General features: G+C 40.9%; 19 protein-coding genes. 11 read left to right on the forward strand and 8 right to left on the reverse strand.

All coding sequences use genetic code 11. The annotated features are described in order from the left end of the window. Positions 1-19 precede the first annotated feature (19 nt). From IQ274_RS01480 to IQ274_RS01490, 3 genes are all read left to right on the forward strand, one after another. The gene (locus IQ274_RS01480) at positions 20-514 is read left to right on the forward strand and encodes a DUF6220 domain-containing protein (protein ID WP_228057973.1); all 495 of its coding nucleotides are present in this window, start codon (positions 20-22) and stop codon (positions 512-514) included. Positions 515-560: 46 nt separating this feature from the next. Next, positions 561-1,394: a sulfurtransferase gene (locus IQ274_RS01485; RefSeq protein WP_193867151.1), complete on the forward strand. Its 834-nt coding sequence runs from the start codon at positions 561-563 to the stop codon at positions 1,392-1,394. 155 nt (positions 1,395-1,549) lie between these two features. After that, complete coding sequence (locus IQ274_RS01490) at positions 1,550-2,674, forward strand: site-2 protease family protein (protein ID WP_193867152.1); 1,125 nt, start codon at positions 1,550-1,552, stop codon at positions 2,672-2,674. Between the two features lie 96 nt (positions 2,675-2,770). Here IQ274_RS01490 and nagA read toward each other — a convergent pair whose 3' ends face one another. After that, positions 2,771-3,991 carry an N-acetylglucosamine-6-phosphate deacetylase gene (gene nagA, locus IQ274_RS01495; protein ID WP_193867153.1) on the reverse strand — a complete coding sequence of 407 codons (1,221 nt, stop codon included), beginning with the start codon at positions 3,989-3,991 and terminating at the stop codon, positions 2,771-2,773. Between the two features lie 138 nt (positions 3,992-4,129). Here nagA and purE point away from each other — a divergent pair, with 138 nt between their 5' ends. The 4 genes from purE to IQ274_RS01510 all read left to right on the forward strand — a co-directional run bounded on the left by purE (position 4,130) and on the right by IQ274_RS01510 (position 6,691). Continuing rightward, positions 4,130-4,648: a 5-(carboxyamino)imidazole ribonucleotide mutase gene (gene purE / locus IQ274_RS01500; RefSeq protein ID WP_163933398.1), complete on the forward strand. Its 519-nt coding sequence runs from the start codon at positions 4,130-4,132 to the stop codon at positions 4,646-4,648. 19 nt (positions 4,649-4,667) lie between these two features. Continuing rightward, a complete protein-coding gene (locus IQ274_RS37195) occupies positions 4,668-4,802 on the forward strand; it encodes a hypothetical protein (protein WP_265578504.1) in 135 nt (44 codons plus the stop codon). 38 nt (positions 4,803-4,840) lie between these two features. Continuing rightward, positions 4,841-5,617, forward strand: a complete 777-nt coding sequence (locus IQ274_RS01505) for a class II glutamine amidotransferase (RefSeq protein WP_163933395.1) — start codon at positions 4,841-4,843, stop codon at positions 5,615-5,617. A gap of 255 nt (positions 5,618-5,872) precedes the next feature. Then, positions 5,873-6,691 carry a TlyA family RNA methyltransferase gene (locus tag IQ274_RS01510; RefSeq protein WP_193867154.1) on the forward strand — a complete coding sequence of 273 codons (819 nt, stop codon included), beginning with the start codon at positions 5,873-5,875 and terminating at the stop codon, positions 6,689-6,691. On the opposite strand, the gene IQ274_RS01515 is transcribed toward IQ274_RS01510, so the two are convergent. From IQ274_RS01515 to IQ274_RS01545, 7 genes are all read right to left on the reverse strand, one after another. Beyond that, entirely contained in the window at positions 6,688-6,948 is a 261-nt protein-coding gene (locus tag IQ274_RS01515; RefSeq protein WP_012411541.1) for a Calvin cycle protein CP12, read from the reverse strand. The two genes, IQ274_RS01510 and IQ274_RS01515, sit on opposite strands and share 4 nt — an antisense overlap. Before the next feature lie 195 nt (positions 6,949-7,143). Beyond that, the gene (locus IQ274_RS01520) at positions 7,144-8,490 is read right to left on the reverse strand and encodes a GTP-binding protein (RefSeq protein WP_193867155.1); all 1,347 of its coding nucleotides are present in this window, start codon (positions 8,488-8,490) and stop codon (positions 7,144-7,146) included. A gap of 135 nt (positions 8,491-8,625) precedes the next feature. Further along, positions 8,626-8,928 (reverse strand): hypothetical protein, encoded by a 303-nt coding sequence (locus IQ274_RS01525; RefSeq protein ID WP_163932459.1) that lies wholly within the window; start codon positions 8,926-8,928, stop codon positions 8,626-8,628. Between the two features lie 383 nt (positions 8,929-9,311). After that, on the reverse strand, positions 9,312-9,980 hold the full coding sequence (locus IQ274_RS01530; RefSeq protein WP_193867156.1) for a prolyl oligopeptidase family serine peptidase: 669 nt from the start codon (positions 9,978-9,980) through the stop codon (positions 9,312-9,314). Positions 9,981-10,006: 26 nt separating this feature from the next. Further along, positions 10,007-10,744, reverse strand: a complete 738-nt coding sequence (locus IQ274_RS01535) for a hypothetical protein (RefSeq protein ID WP_163932452.1) — start codon at positions 10,742-10,744, stop codon at positions 10,007-10,009. A 121-nt stretch (positions 10,745-10,865) separates the two neighbouring features. Next, positions 10,866-11,201: a hypothetical protein gene (locus IQ274_RS01540; RefSeq protein ID WP_163932449.1), complete on the reverse strand. Its 336-nt coding sequence runs from the start codon at positions 11,199-11,201 to the stop codon at positions 10,866-10,868. Positions 11,202-11,329: 128 nt separating this feature from the next. Continuing rightward, entirely contained in the window at positions 11,330-12,346 is a 1,017-nt protein-coding gene (locus IQ274_RS01545; protein WP_163932446.1) for a metal ABC transporter substrate-binding protein, read from the reverse strand. Between the two features lie 89 nt (positions 12,347-12,435). Between IQ274_RS01545 and IQ274_RS01550 the strand changes: the two genes are divergently transcribed. The 4 genes from IQ274_RS01550 to IQ274_RS01565 all read left to right on the forward strand — a co-directional run bounded on the left by IQ274_RS01550 (position 12,436) and on the right by IQ274_RS01565 (position 15,741). After that, positions 12,436-13,260, forward strand: coding sequence for a metal ABC transporter ATP-binding protein (locus IQ274_RS01550; RefSeq protein ID WP_193867157.1), 825 nt, complete (start codon positions 12,436-12,438; stop codon positions 13,258-13,260). A gap of 80 nt (positions 13,261-13,340) precedes the next feature. Next, positions 13,341-14,192 (forward strand): metal ABC transporter permease, encoded by an 852-nt coding sequence (locus IQ274_RS01555; protein ID WP_163932440.1) that lies wholly within the window; start codon positions 13,341-13,343, stop codon positions 14,190-14,192. A 55-nt stretch (positions 14,193-14,247) separates the two neighbouring features. Next, positions 14,248-14,817 (forward strand): Rieske 2Fe-2S domain-containing protein, encoded by a 570-nt coding sequence (locus IQ274_RS01560; RefSeq protein ID WP_193867158.1) that lies wholly within the window; start codon positions 14,248-14,250, stop codon positions 14,815-14,817. A gap of 138 nt (positions 14,818-14,955) precedes the next feature. Further along, the gene (locus IQ274_RS01565; protein WP_193867159.1) at positions 14,956-15,741 is read left to right on the forward strand and encodes an HAD family hydrolase; all 786 of its coding nucleotides are present in this window, start codon (positions 14,956-14,958) and stop codon (positions 15,739-15,741) included. Positions 15,742-15,937 lie beyond the last annotated feature (196 nt).

Below are 15,937 nucleotides of genomic sequence, written 5' to 3' on the forward strand. Positions count from 1 at the left end.
TTCGAGGTCTAGGCGCAGTATGGCAACCAGACCTATCTTAGCTTTAGTTACACCAAGTCTTTTCTCTTGTTTGCCTTTTTTGGATTACTTAAGCATGACTCTAAATCCTGGCATTGATGATACACAGATATCCGGGCGCTGGATTCAAATCAGTTTTTTTATCGCAGTAGTGTTTTTTAATCTCTGTTTAGCAACCCAAGTTTTCAGTGTCGGACTGGCTTACTTTTACAACTCTGATTGGTGGAATCTACATATTTGGCTGGTGCGAGGATATAGCGGACTCTCGGTAATTTTGCTGACATGGGTGTTTTTGATGCCGTTTCCTCCCAGAGTCCAGAACCTGACAGCAAGTATCCCAGTGTTGCTAGGACTGCAATTTCTCACAATTCACTTGAAAACTTCTTTTCCTTTAGCCGTTTTCCACCCACTCATCGGCTTTTCTTTATTTTCTATTTCCACAACCCTAGTTCATCGGACATCGCAGATTGTATTTCCCAACCATAACCAAGACTAAATAGGTAACTTTCAATTCTTTTAGCGCTATTACAGGAGAAATAACAATGTCTCAATATGCTCATCCATCCGTTCTTGTTGATACCCAATGGCTGGAAAATCATCTTAACGATCCAAACGTCCGCATTATTGAAGTGAATATGAGTCCAGAACCGTACAAAAATGCTCACATCACTGGTGCTGTCTTCTGGAACATCTTTACAGACTTACTATTGCCCGATTTTAAAATGAATTGGGATGCGATCGCTTTTGAGAGGCTGATGGCACGTTCAGGTATCACAAATAACACAACAGTGATTGCTTATGGCAGTTATCCTGGAACTGGAGCCTGGATTTTCTGGCTTTTGCAAGTCTTTGGGCATGAAAATGTAAAAGTTCTCAATGGTGGGTACCAGAAATGGAAGTCAGAAGCTCGTCCACTAGCAACTGAGTTATCTACGTTTGCTTCTACTGATTACCATACCAGAGGTATCGATGCTCATCTGCGAGTATTACACAATGAAGTTCAGGCTTCGATTGGTAGAAGCGAGCGCGTGTTGTTAGATGTCCGAACACTTCAAGAATATTCTGGTGAGTGGTTTTTCGATCAACCACCAAAAGAAGGTCAACTCACTGGACATATTCCAGGTGCAGTGCATCTTGAGCATCTCTTAACTTTCAATGAGGATGGCACTTTTAAATCATTCAAGGAATTGAAAAATCTTTATGACAGTAAGGGCATTACGGCTGATAAGGAAGTGTTTCCCTACTGTACTATCGGTGCGCGTTCTGGATATATCTGGTTTGTGTTGAAGTATTTATTAGGTTATCCGAACGTTCGCAATTACGATGGCTCTTGGAATGAGTGGAGTCGTCTACCTGATGTAGCTATAGAGAAATAGTGAGCTATTATTCGCAAATAATACCAATAACCACACCTTTACAGACGGACACCACTACCATTATCAAGATTAAGATCTCTTAACCTTTCGTTACAATTAAGATATCGAGAAGGACGAAAACAAACCTCTCGAAGCTGAAATTAAAGGTGAACGACATGAATGGCACAATTCGCGTTGGTAATCTCTTCGGAATTCCCTTCTATATCCATCCGTCATGGTTTTTAGTTCTGGGTTTGGTAACTTGGAGCTATAGCAGTGGACTGGCGGCACAATTTCCCCAATTATCTGCGGGATTAGCTTTGCTACTGGGATTGATGACAGCGCTGATGTTATTTGCCTCTGTCGTCGCCCATGAATTAGGCCACAGTTTCGTTGCGATTCGTCAGGGTATTGATGTCAAATCTATCACTCTGTTTATATTTGGCGGTTTAGCTAGTTTAGAAAAAGAGTCGAAAACCCCAAGTGAGGCTTTTTGGGTGGCGATCGCTGGCCCAATGGTAAGCTTGCTACTGTGTGGTATCGTTACAGCCATTGGTGTTACTACTACTGCATCAGGCCCGTTAACAGCAATTCTTGGTGTTCTAGCTTCTGTTAACTTGGCATTAGCCCTATTTAACCTGATTCCTGGCTTGCCATTAGATGGCGGAAATATACTGAAAGCTATAGTTTGGAAAGTTACAGGCAATCCTTATAAAGGCGTAACCTTTGCTAGTCGAGTTGGACAAATCTTTGGTTGGGTAGCAATTCTTTCTGGTATAGTTCCTCTACTATTCTTTGGCAACGCCGGTAACTTCTGGAACTTGTTAATTGGCTTCTTCTTGTTGCAAAATGCTGGTAATGCGGCTCAATTTGCCAGAGTGCAAGAAAAACTCACAGGTTTGACTGCTGAAGATGCTGTAACTCATGACAGCCCGATTGTATCTGGTAATCTTAGCCTGAGAGAGTTTGCCGATGAGCGAGTCATCAGTGGACAAAACTGGCATCGGTTCTTGGTGACTGATGATGATGGACAATTAGTAGGTGCGATCGCAGTTGATAATTTACGAAATGTACCAACAGCATTGTGGTCAGAAACTCAAGTAAAAGAAGTTATGCGACCAATTACCGAATCTACCACAGTCCAATCAGATCAACCTCTGCTAGAAGTCATACAGTTACTCGAAGAACAAAAGCTATCTGTGCTTCCTGTAATTCGTAAGAACGGCGTTCTAGTTGGAATTTTAGAAAAAGCTGCAATTATCCAGCTACTTCAAAGCCGAACTCAACCAAACCCTGCGTAATAATTACTAATTCGTAATTCGTAATTAAAGCTTAGACTCCACTCAGATTAAAGGGAAAGGGATAATAAAACCTTTCCCTTTTTCGCTATTTGGGAATTATATGGAGTTGAGAGCAATAGATAAATTACCATCTTCTGGCTTCTTGAGCATTTCTGCGGTGATGGCACGTTGCCAAGTTAATTCTTTTGTAGTCTCATCCCAATGCCAGCGTAATAAGTTAGCGGATTGACTCTTAACAATTCCTGGTAAACCAATCGCTTTTCTAGGTGCATTAGTAGCTAAAGCGATCGCACTTTCTACGTCACAAATTCCCCACTTCACCAAATTCTGCACTCCCACCAATAAGGGTAAAGTCGTCCCCGACAAAGTGCCATCGGCCAATCGTGCCGTACCGTTTTTAACTTCAATTTGCCGACTGTCCCAAGGATACACGCCATCAGGTAGTCCCAGAGGGGAAAGGGCATCGCTGACGAGAAACAGCCCTTGTTCTTGATAGCTAGCGCGAAGCAAAATTTGCAGCATCATGGGCGAAACGTGTTCACCATCAGCAATAAAACCACACATTACATCAGGATCGATAATTGCTGCCCCTAATAATCCTGGTTCTCGGTGATGTAATGCTGGCATGGCATTGAAAGCATGAGTTACCATCGTTGCACCTTGTTCAAAGGCACGTTGTGCTTGAGCAGATGTGGCCTGAGAATGCCCTAAACTGACAGTAATTGCCAGAGAACGCAAATATGGAATTACTTGGCCAGTGAAATCTAACTCCGGTGCTAAAGTGATGACTTTCACAACATGGGCATAATCACCCAAAACCCACTTTACCTGATCCATTGTCAGGGGTAAGAGATACTCTGCTGGGTGTGCGCCGCGCTTTTGAAAATTCAAAAATGGCCCTTCTAGATGTACTCCCAGAATCTTGGCACCTGCTGGTTGACTGGGGAGAACTTCAGCAATAATAGCAAGCGATCGCTGAATATTTTCTACTGAAGTTGTCACAAGTGTCGGTAAAAATCCATCTACCCCAACATCCCATAAAAATTGTGAGATTTTCTGGAGCTTATGAGCATTTTCAGCCGTTAAATCAGGAAATGCCAATCCCAAAGCACCGTTAATTTGTAAATCAACGCCACCCAATGAAATCCAGTCGCCAGCAACGTTTATTAAAGATGCACGGCTGCGTGCTTCTACTGTACCCATTGGCAAGATTTGCTCAATTATGCCCTCTTCATCAACCAAGAGCATTTGCAAATCTTTGTAACCAGGCACTCTAGCATTGATAATATCTACAGGATTTTGTGTCGCTTGGGTCATCACACTGAACTAGAAGAAAGATAAATCTGATTTTAGATGCAACCAACATCAATCAATGAGATGATAAATCGGCATAACCTAGCTTCCATAAGCTAGCTCCAATAATTTTGAATTTTAAATTTTGAATTTTTAATTATTATGACTCCCCTAGTTGGTATTATCATGGGCAGCGATTCTGATTTGCCCACCATGAAAGACGCGATCGCTGTTTGTGACGAATTTGGCGTTGAGAGCGAAGTGGCGATCGTTTCTGCTCACCGTACCCCAGAACGGATGGTGCAATACGCTCAACTTGCACACCAACGCGGTATTAAGGTGATTATTGCCGGTGCCGGTGGTGCTGCACATCTGCCTGGAATGGTAGCGTCTTTAACACCACTTCCTGTTATTGGTGTTCCTGTAGTCACCAGGAACTTACAAGGTGTAGATTCTTTGTATTCTATTTTACAAATGCCTGCGGGTATTCCTGTAGCAACAGTGGCGATCGGTAATGCCAAAAATGCCGGACTTTTAGCAGTACAAATACTGGCAACTCAACAACCAGAATTGCTAGAAAAAGTGCAACAATATCGCCAAACCCTATGTGAATCAGTAATTGCAAAGCAAGAAAAGCTAGAACAATTAGGCTATGAGCAATATTTAAAGCAAATGCTTTAGATAATTCGTAATTCGTAATTTGTTAAGAAATATTAACAATACAGCAGAGGACATAGAAAATAAGCATATCCAATTCCCCATTCCCCAATGCCAATTAAATTCCAACATTGAAGCGATCGCTCCAGAATCAATGCAGCATTCTGAAGTATCTTGATCCTGAGACCTTAGTCGAAAATTTAGAGTGCAACATTCATGTGCCAATTGCTCGGAATGAATTGCAATGTTCCAACGGATATTTGCTTTTCTTTTGAAGGGTTTTCTGCACGGGGAGGAAGAACAGATCATCATAGCGATGGTTGGGGCATTGCTTTCTTTGAAGGAAAGGGATGTCGGATGTTTTTAGATGCCCAACCTTCTGTTGCTTCTCCAGTAGCGGAGTTGGTGCGGAGTTATCCTATCCATTCAACCCATGTCATAGCCCATATCCGCAAAGCTACCCAGGGTGAAGTTGCCCTACACAACTGCCATCCTTTCCGCAGAGAATTGTGGGGTCAGTATTGGGTATTTGCTCACAACGGTAATTTGCCAAATTTTGATCCAGAAAATTTGGGCTTTTATCAAGCCGTAGGTGATACAGATAGTGAAAAAGCATTCTGTATGATGCTAGAAACATTGCGATCGCGCTTTCCTGATGGTAAACCTGACATCAAGAAACTGTACCCTGTACTCAAACAAATTAGTGATGCAATTGCAGAAATAGGTATATTCAATTACTTATTATCTGATGGAGAACACTTTTTTGCTCATTGTTCAACTAACCTCAGCTACATTGTCCGTCAAGCGCCCTTTGCAGCTGCCCATTTGATCGACCAAGACATGACCGTAGATTTTCGGGAAGTGACTACCGAACGCGATCGCGTTGCTGTCATTGCTACTACTCCCCTGACTGACAACGAAGTTTGGACAAAAATTCAACCGGGAGAATTACTAGTTTTTCAGGATGGGCTACCACTGAAAATATGTATTTAGCTAAAAATGCGTCCTGTTGGCGAATTCAAAAATTCATCAAAAATTTTCCCATTTAGATACTTTCTAGATGGGTTTTGTTTTTCATAGTAATATACGGGATGCGGGAAACTCAGTCTGTCTAAGGCTGAAAGTGTCAAATCCTCAAGCTTCGTAAAGGTTTTGGTATTGACTACCGTACCCAATCCTTGCAGTAAGATGTTTCTAGCTGTATTTTCAAGTGCTTTGGTTTTAATCTCACCAGGAGAGTCTAGTTAATTGGCTAAACAGCGACTCGACACACTATTAGTAGAGCTAAATTTATGTTCTTCTCGCGCCTTGGCACAAAGGTTAATTCAGGCGGGGGAAGTGACTGTTAATCAGCAGTTAGTTGATAAACCTGGTACGGAAGTTGATATTTCGGCTCAAATAAATATTAAAGAGCGATCGCCTTTTGTTTCTAGAGGTGGTGAAAAACTCTCCAAGGCTTTGTCAGTATTTGCCATCCCTGTAGCAGAGCGTATTTGTTTAGATGGTGGGATTTCTACAGGTGGTTTTACTGATTGTCTCTTGCAAGCTGGAGCAAAACAAGTTTACGGCATTGATGTCGGTTACGGACAAGTTGACTGGCGGTTGCGAAATGATTCGCGGGTGATTTTGCGGGAACGTACCAATTTAAGGCAACTACGACCAGAGGAGTTATATAGCGAAAACGATCCGATTCCTGATTTGGCGGTGGTTGATGTATCGTTTATTTCTTTAACTAAAATTCTGCCTGCTTTGTGGCAACTAACTCAAGCTAACCGAGAAGCTGTGTTGTTAGTCAAGCCACAGTTTGAAGTTGGCAGATCCCGTGTGGGTAAAAAAGGTGTTGTGCGAGATCCAAACGACCAAGCTGATGCTATTTTCCAGGTGTTGCAAGCAGCCCACGAATTGGGATGGAAATACAAAGGCTTAACTTGGTCGCCGATCACTGGCCCGGCTGGGAATATCGAATATCTTTTGTGGTTGGGAATGAGAAGTGAAATACCATTACCTGATTTAGAGGCAATTAAGCAAATAACGCAATCAGCAACAACTGATTTACGGAAAAGTTAAACGTCGTAGATTAGACATTCTACGGAAGCTGGATGGCGATCGCAATAGTTTTCTAAAGAGTTTTTCTTTGCTTTTGCTTGCTGTTGATCGGATTTCTCAGCTTGCAATTCTTCCACAATGTCCCAGGCTACGGCACAATTAGCAGAATCGCTGCCATTTAGCTCACAAGTTGTGCGAGCTTCAGTAATGGCTTCAGTAATAGCTTCTTCAAGATTTGCTGCACCAGCAGTTTCAAATGAGTTTAGGGTAGTTGTCATGATCCTTTCACCTTTAATTTACGCAGATAGATATTAGGGGATAGAGGATAGTTTTTTCTATAACCTTTTCCCTATAACCTGTTCCCTCAATCTTGCATCCCAAATTCGAAATCTCAGTCAATTGTCAGAAGAGCTTGATAGAAGTTCATAAACACTTGTAAACAGTAACAAATGCTTAACAAAATTTAATTATTCTCAATATTTTATGCCTAACTCTTGTCGCAAACGATACAGAATTGTATTTTGATCGACTTGAGAGAGAATTTCTTGAATTACGCTGCTAGCACCCAACTGTCCCCAAGTGCAGCCTTTTTCGAGATACACCTGAGCGGCTTTGCCAACGGAGTATGCACCATAACCAGCGATACCAGCTTGAGCGATCGCACTGCCAGCTAAAGCAGTAATATTGCTGGGATTGTCAGCACTGGTTATTGCAGCAGTAGTTTTACTTAAACCCAGAAGAAAACTACTACCTAGTTCCCCCAGTAGCAAGCCACCAGAACTAAATAAAATCGTTTTTAAAATTTTTCCGGCTTCATAGCTAGTCATCGGCAAACCATATAATCTAGCTAGAGCGCGAATTAAAGCTAAATCGGCAACAGTTCCGCCAAGGATATCTAAGAAAGCGATGGGATTGAGCATTACTGCCAAAGCTTTGTATTTGGTAAATTGCCAAATGATATTTTCAGCTTCTTGTTCGCGTAAATCGATGGTTTTTTGAGCGATCGCAGCTTCTGCATCCCGTGCTTGGATGAGGGCATTTAAAGCCAGAAGCGATCGCCCTTCCCGGTTCAGAATGTTCAGAATTGTCTCTTTGAGTTCATCTACTTGCGGTGGTGGTGTCTCCCATTCATAACTGACACGCCCATCAGGCCACTCAACTCGCACTTCCATTGCTGCTGGTTCCGCCGCCACCATGACAATTTCATCAGGCAATAGAGGCTTTGCTTCAGAATGTCCAGCACCCAATTGTTGCAAATTTTGGTAAATCGCTCCCCGGTCTGTATCTGGGTAAAGGTCGATTTTGTTAAATACTAAGATCAGGGGTTTTTGCGATCGCCGCAATTCTAGCAGTGCCTGATACTCAGTGCGCGTGATATCACCAGACACAACAAACAAAATCAAATCCGCCTGATGCACAACTTCTCGTGCCATATCCGCCCGTGACTCACCCTCAATTTCATCTAATCCTGGGGTATCAATTAACTCTACTAATACCTTACCTCCTGGCTGCCAACGCACCGAACGGGGCCATTGAGTGACACCGTTTAGGGGCCCAGTTTGCAAAATTTTGTCTCCCAGTAAAGCATTTAAAACTGCTGACTTACCACGACTCACCAAACCAAAAGCGGCAATTCTAATCACGTTAGAGTCCAGCTTGTTGAGTGTAGAGTTCAAAGCTTCCAATTCCGGTTTTAACAAACCTGCCAATTCCGGGTTAGATGACAACTGTCCTGATTTGCGGAGATATCCATACCAAGACAGTGCTTGTCTGAGACTAGCGCGGGCACGATTTAAATGGGTTTCTTGCAGATTTCGCACAAAGTTAGGTTGATTCAAGATTGGACAAACAACAGGCTACATATCCATTTTGATCTAATTCCAAGACTGGTAGCCTATTTTGTCAAATTAAGCAATTGTTCTAATTATTTACACACCTCTTTGTGCAATATCCATTCAGAACGTGGGATCGTGTTGATTATCCCAACACTTGCGATCGCGCCAGCTTCTCCCAGTATATTCACATTCAGAGGCATCATCTATCCAAGGAATCGATGTAGAGTAGTGCGAGGTTCCGATGGAAGCTAATAAACTAGCAGTGAATAATGGCAATAATAAGGATAAAGTTGTCAATGTAAAAATTGGTAAAATTATTAAATATCCAGTGAGTATCAGAACGTTAGTAGGAGTCCAAAAAACTCTGCCTATTTTATTATTTTGGCGAGTTTTTAAGGTAGTTTTTGAATTCGAAAAAAGCATAATGCAACCCTATTAATGCCGGTTTATATAGCAATCTCATTTGATTTGTCAAAGCAAGGCTGACTGAGAGCTAACCAGATTGGGTTTTAGTTCTCAGTATATTTAGCAAAAATCAAATAAGAATCCTATATGACTACGGATTTTTACGTAAGAACATTATTGAAGTTATATACTCTGATGTCAAAGGTGCAAGTGACGACTTGTTAGAAGTTTTAATCTTTGGGCGCTAAAAAATATTTTTGATGAAAATATGTTGAAGTTAGGGCAATCGCTCTTGCGTAAATTTCAGTAGTGGCGCAAGCTCTTGCGCCACTACCGCGTGGTCTATTTACCTGAAAATAACTGTCATTTAGAGATGTATTAAAATGCAGAAAAAAATATCTTTAATCTACAGTCGGCTGTCTCCGATGTTGCAAAAACCACTCATACAACTCTGGATTATTGTATGTCTGCGTCCATGAGTCGTGATCGGCTTCTGGATAAACTGTAAATTTCACATTCCCATCGTGGGCTTTGAGTGCAGAAACCATGATTTCGGACTCGCTTAAGGGAACGACATTATCTTTTGCTCCGTGAAATGCCCACACAGGAAGGCTTTTCAGCTTATGTGCTTGGGCTGGATTACCACCGCCACAGATAGGCGCGATCGCAGCAAATCGTTCTGGCTGCGCTGCTGCTAAATGCCAGGTTCCGTAACCACCCATGCTTAAACCGGTCAGGTAAACCCGATCTGGATCAACAGGATAGGATGCAATAACCTCATCCAAAAGGGTGTTTAATCGTTCTATATTCCAATATTCACCGCGCGGACATTGGGGAGAAATGACAATGAAGGGAAAATCTGGCTGTTGTTCTACAACCTTGGCAACACCGTGCTTTTTCACATGATTTAAGTAAGAGCCTCGCTCACCCGAACCGTGTAAACATAAGATTGTTGGCAAAAGTGGCTCTAGTTTTTCGTTGGGACTTCCGTCTTGGTGCAGTCCACTGGGCAAGAATAGCAGGTAGTTATAACTGTCGGTAGAAGTAATTTGTTGTTGTAGTGGCTGCATAAAATTAATTAAAAAATTTTGTTAGTTTAACGTCTACGAATAGCTATTGTATAACTTGGTCGTTGTGTTGCTTCTCGTTGACTCTTAACTAACCGAAAATCATTATCTATATATAGATGCTCTAAAAAAGAAGTAGCTAGGTAAACTTTTTTAAATTTTTTGACAGTATTTCTGTCCATATCTTTTACTATAAGTTCTTGCTGTAAATCTATATTTGGTACTGCTTCCTGAAATTTAGATTTGACTGTTGTCGTAAACCACTCATCTGCATCATCAATTGTCAACGGGATTTCTCTATTTTTCAATGCTTGGAATATCCCAACATTTTTAATATCCCACTTTTCATCTATAACTGAATATTTTTGCAACAACATTAAGTCATAAGCTGGTAGTTTTGATGCGATTTTTTGCCAAAAACTAGATTGATGCCCTGGTGCATAACGGGCAATATTTGCATAGTAACCATTAGTATGAAAAATTTGGTAAGACTGCTCGTGTATCCTACCAGGTAAAATATCTTGAAAAGGTATAGTAGACCATATTGGTACCCATACTCCCGTCACGATCGCTACTTGATCTGCAACCTTCCCAAAGGGATTACGTCGGCTCAATTCTGCAAAGTATGGTGCTAATTCATTTTTATAAAAATCTACTTTGGCTTTTAATGGCTCTAGATTGCGATCTTTAACAAGTTCTAAAATTTGATTTTTAATTTCTGGTGTAGTCCAATATGTCAATTCTTTGGTACTTGTGGCATCTACCATTATTGTTCATCCTGGGAAAAGTTCCAGATGTGTGATTATATAAACTAACTTGATTCAAGAAAACAAATACGGGGACGCAAAGAAATAACTCTCCTTGTCCCCGCGTCTCTTTAATGAATGACTACCACCAAATTCGATTTCCATTTTCGTCAACTCGTGCTTCCCGAATCATGTCAGAAATCTCTTCAGCATCTTTAACATGGTGGAGTGCTTTCTTTGTGCCATCGGGTTCATCCACAACGAAGTAAGTCGGGACTGTAATTTTGTCGCCTGTAATGTCTGGTACATCATCCACAGCTACCTGTTTAGCCTTTTCTTCTACAGATTGAGACTCATCAGCAATTCTATCTCCAGGATTCGCTGTTAAGTTTCTTTCCTTGACATTAGGTTCTTCGCGTAAATGTGTATCTTCACTTACTGGTTGACGAATTTGATTTTCTTGATTTTTATCAGTCATGGCTTTTCAGGTATTAAAAAATCTAGCTTTGCTAATAACACTCTAAAAAATCAAAGATACAAAAAGTTCTTTCTCTGGAGAGACTTTGAGAAGAACACGTCTTAGGTTAGATATTTACTCAGATAAATTTACTTCTTTAGTTGAAATGGCGTGTATTTTCCCCCTAATGCTTCTACAATGCTACGGGTATTCGCCTCCATCATTTTGATGTAAGAATCTCCATTACTTCCTTTTGCACCAATTGAATCAGAGTAGAGTTGATTTGGTGCTAATTTCACTCCTGCTTCTTGAGCAACAGTTTTGATTAAAGCTGGGTTAATTGTAGTCTCAGAAAAAATTGCGGGAACGCCGATCTTTTTAATGGACTCAACTAATCTCTGGACTGTTTGAGCGCTTGGTTGTTCTTCGGTACTAATGCCAATTAAAGTACCTGCGATCGCAATCCCATAAGCGCGTCCATAATATTGGAAGGCATCATGGGTTGTCACCAGTTTCCGCTTATCTGCGGGGATAGTTTGAATTTGTTGATTAATCCAGCTATGTAACTGTTTTAATTCATTCGTAAGTTGCGATGCCTTTTGAGTAAATTTGTCTTTATCTTCAGGTGATAACTCAATCAACGCATCTCGGATTGCATTCGTCATTGCGATCGCATTTTCTGCACTACCCCAAACGTGCGGATCTGGCACTATTTCGCCTTTGCCTTTATCCAACTGCAAGGATTTGACAGCTTCCCCCACTGGTATCTTCCGCGCTTTACCACCAGAAGCATTCATTAATTTAATCAGTCCTGGTTCCAGGTTGTAGCCGTTATACAAAATTAAGTTAGCTTCTTCCAAAACCCTGCTGTCTGCTGGTACTGGTTCGTAGACATGAGGATCAGTACCCGGTTTGAGGATTCCACTTAGTTGAATTTCGTCTCCTGCAACCTCTTGTGCTAAATCAGCAATGACAGTGCTAGTTGCAACAACTCGCGGTTTATCTCCCTTGGCAGTGTTGGGGTTAGAGTCTTTCTGTGTACAACTTAATAAAGCCAAAGGTATAAGCATTCCCAAACAAAGCCGGAAAAGAATTTTTCCCTTCATCCTGCTAATTATTCCCTCGCCGTAAGGATTAGTGCCGTCTATCTCTGGTATTAGTTTCATTTATCTTGGATATTACATCTAATTATAGATTTTTTCATATTTCTCTCATTTTTATAGTAAGCTCAAGAAATAAATATTGAAACCCGATTATGAAAAATGTCTCTTTTCCGGCAAAATTTCGTCTGTCGCAGACAAAAACAGAGGAAGTCCCTGCAAAAACTATCAAATTCGATATGAGTTCCACAGCAGCAATTAGTATTGCCCATTTGGGGGTATACTACCGCACACAAGAAGCCTTAAGAGATGTTAGCTGTATCATCAAACCAGGAAAATTGACGGGTATTTTTGGCCCCAACGGTGCTGGCAAAAGTACGTTGATGAAAGCAATGTTAGGCTTGGTTCCTGTCAGTAGTGGTACGGTACTATGCCAAGGCAAACCTTTAATGCAACAATTAGAGAGAGTTGCCTATGTACCACAACGTAGCCAAATTGATTGGACTTATCCCGCCACAGTCTGGGATGTAGTCATGATGGGACGGGTAAAGAAAACAGGCTGGTTGCGTAGCTTCTCAGCAGTTAGTCGCCAAGTAGCAAAAAACGCCATAGAAAGAGTTGGAATGAGCGAATATTGCGATCGCCCCATTGGACAATTATCAGGAGGACAACAACAACGGGTATTTTTAGCCCGTGCTTTAACACAGCAAGCAGAAATATTTTGCTTTGATGAACCTCTAGTAGGCATCGATCAAAAAACCCAGTCAGTGATTTTTGAAGTCTTCCATGAACTGGCTGCCGAAAACAAAATCGTGCTAGTAGTCAACCACGACTTAGGGGAATCAATCGCTCACTTTGATGACTTAATATTACTAAACCGTGAAGTAATCGCCACAGGTTCACGGCAACAAGTACTTATCGAAGAAAATCTGCATCGTGCTTATAGCGGTAAAGTAATGTACTTTTCAGACGCTGCCTAAAATGTTATTGGATATAGGGCATTAGTAAATGACAAATGACAAATGACAAATGACAAATGACAAATGACAAATGACAAAATATGTTACAAGCATTAATTGAGCCGTTGCAATATGGCTTTATGCAGCGATCGCTCGTGATTGCCATTTTAGTTGGGATGTTGTGTGCAGTTGTAGGCAGCTACCTAATGGTACAGCGCCTAGCCTTGTTGGGTGATGCCATCAGTCACTCAGTTTTACCCGGACTAGCGATCGCTTTTATGGTGGGAGCAAATATATATGTTGGTGCATTCATTGCGGGTGTTCTGAGTACAATGGCGATCGCCTGGATTAGGGTGCGATCGCCAATCAAAGAAGATGCAGCAATGGGCATAGTTTTTTCAGCATTCTTTGCCCTTGGTATCACCCTAATTACTGTTATTCAAAAAGATAATAAAATCGACTTGAATCACTTCCTTTTTGGTAACATTCTCGGCGTTACCATTGATGAAGTGCGGGACACTGCGATCATTGCCACTATTGTTTTAATAGTTGTTCTTTTATTATATAAAGAGCTTTTATTTTACACATTTGATCCTTTAGGCGCTCAAGCTGCGGGTTTGCCTGTTAATAGGCTGAACTTTGGATTGATGGTACTAATAGCTTTGACAATTGTCGCCAGCATGAAAGCTGTAGGTGTGATTTTAGTATTATCGCTTTTAATCACACCAGGAGCCACCGCTTATTTATTAGTTAAGCGTCTCAACCAAGTCATGATTTTGGGTGCAGTAATTGGTGTAATTTCCAGTATTAGTGGGATGTACCTCAGCTACTTTTATAACTTGCCCTCTGGCCCTGCGATCGTTTTAGTCGTATCGGGGTTATTTTTGCTGGCATTATTATTTAGCCCTAAATACGGTATTTTTACGAGTAAACAACTTCAAACCAAAGAATAATTCTCATGCGATCGCGCCGTAGTATATTAGTAGACCTTTCTTGGTATATCAGGTCATGAAAGATAATTATTCTACTAACGGCAAAATTCCACCTAGGATAAAAACGCGCCGGGATTTTTTAACTTATACGCTAGGTGGTACAGTTGCATCAATAGCGATCGCATATCTATTTCCCAAAGTCAGCCAAAGTCGTGAGATCAGCCTAGAAACCCTTTGCTCCCTTTATCCAAAGAATTCGCGTTGTGAAAATTATCTTCCCGGATCTGTAGCACTGGACAAAGACGGCAAGCAAATTGAGACTAATGCACTATTTACAACTGCAAAGTCTGGAATTCCGATTCTCGTAAAAGGCTTGCCAGACAATAGCGTTGATTATCTCATTATTCAAGACGGGCCAAAGATTGCTGAGTACGCTATCAATCCAACTTGTACCCATTTAGGATGTACAGTTGAGTGGGATCTTGAGAAGAATCACTTTATTTGTCCTTGTCATGGATCTCAATATGATTCTCAGGGTCGAGTCGTTCATGGCCCAGCAAAGCGTTCTTTACCACTAATCACTGTAGTAGTCAAGCAAAACCAAGTTCGTTTAGTTGATCATAAACCTGCCGTAGATCCTCGTTAAGCTACCAATATCAAATTAGATTAGACAATACCACCATACTTTTTGAGCAAGTTAGAAATTCTAAAAGACTAACAAAAATTACTGCATAATTTAAATTTGTCGGGTAAGCTGACAACAGCAGTTTTAATCCTCAAAACAATGACCGCAAGTAGTCCCACGATTTTAGCCCTGGACTTTGATGGAGTGATTTGCGACGGACTAATTGAATATTTTGAGGTAGCGTGGCGTACCTACTGTGAAATTTGGTCGCCAAGTAACGACACACCAGCAGATGATTTAGCTTTGAGATTCTATCGCCTACGTCCCGTAATTGAGACGGGTTGGGAAATGCCCATTTTAATCAAAGCCTTAGTAGATGGAATTCCTGATGATAAAATTCTTCATGAATGGTTAAGCATCGCCCCACAACTTTTGTTAAATGACAAGCTACAAGCAAGAGAAATTGCTGCGAAACTAGATAACCAACGTGATGAATGGATTACCACGAATTTAGACGGTTGGCTAAGTCTGCATAGATTTTATCCGGGTGTAATAGAAAAAATCAAATTAACCCTTGACAGTGGAGTTAAGCTATACATTGTAACCACTAAAGAAGGACGTTTTGTACAGCAGTTGCTCGAACAAGAAGGAGTTAATTTATCGGCAGCAGCAATTTTTGGGAAAGAAGTCAAGCGCCCCAAATATGAAATTTTGCGAGAATTAAAACAACAAGCAGAAAACAAGCCAGTTAGTCTCTGGTTTGTAGAAGATAGACTCAAGACATTGCAGTTAGTCCAACAGCAAACAGACCTTGAAGATGTAAGACTGTTCCTTGCAGACTGGGGCTATAATACTCAAGCAGAAAGAGAAGCTGCTCAAAATGATTCACAAATTCATTTGTTATCACTGTCTCAGTTTGCCAGAGATTTCCCTGCTTGGCTTTAACTAATTCGTAATGGGCTTTGCCTGCTACTTTAAAGTAATTCGTAATTTGTAAGTGGTCTAAATACCCAACTTACTTTTATTACGAATTACATTAGCAAGTATTAAAGTCTAATTATCAATTACGAATTATTTTAATTTTCTAGCAAATTGGCAACGAAGCGAGATATTTAAAATATATAGATAAATAATAATGAAT

It is taken from the genome of Nostoc sp. LEGE 12447, from assembly GCF_015206985.1.
Taxonomy (GTDB): Bacteria; Cyanobacteriota; Cyanobacteriia; order Cyanobacteriales; family Nostocaceae; genus Nostoc.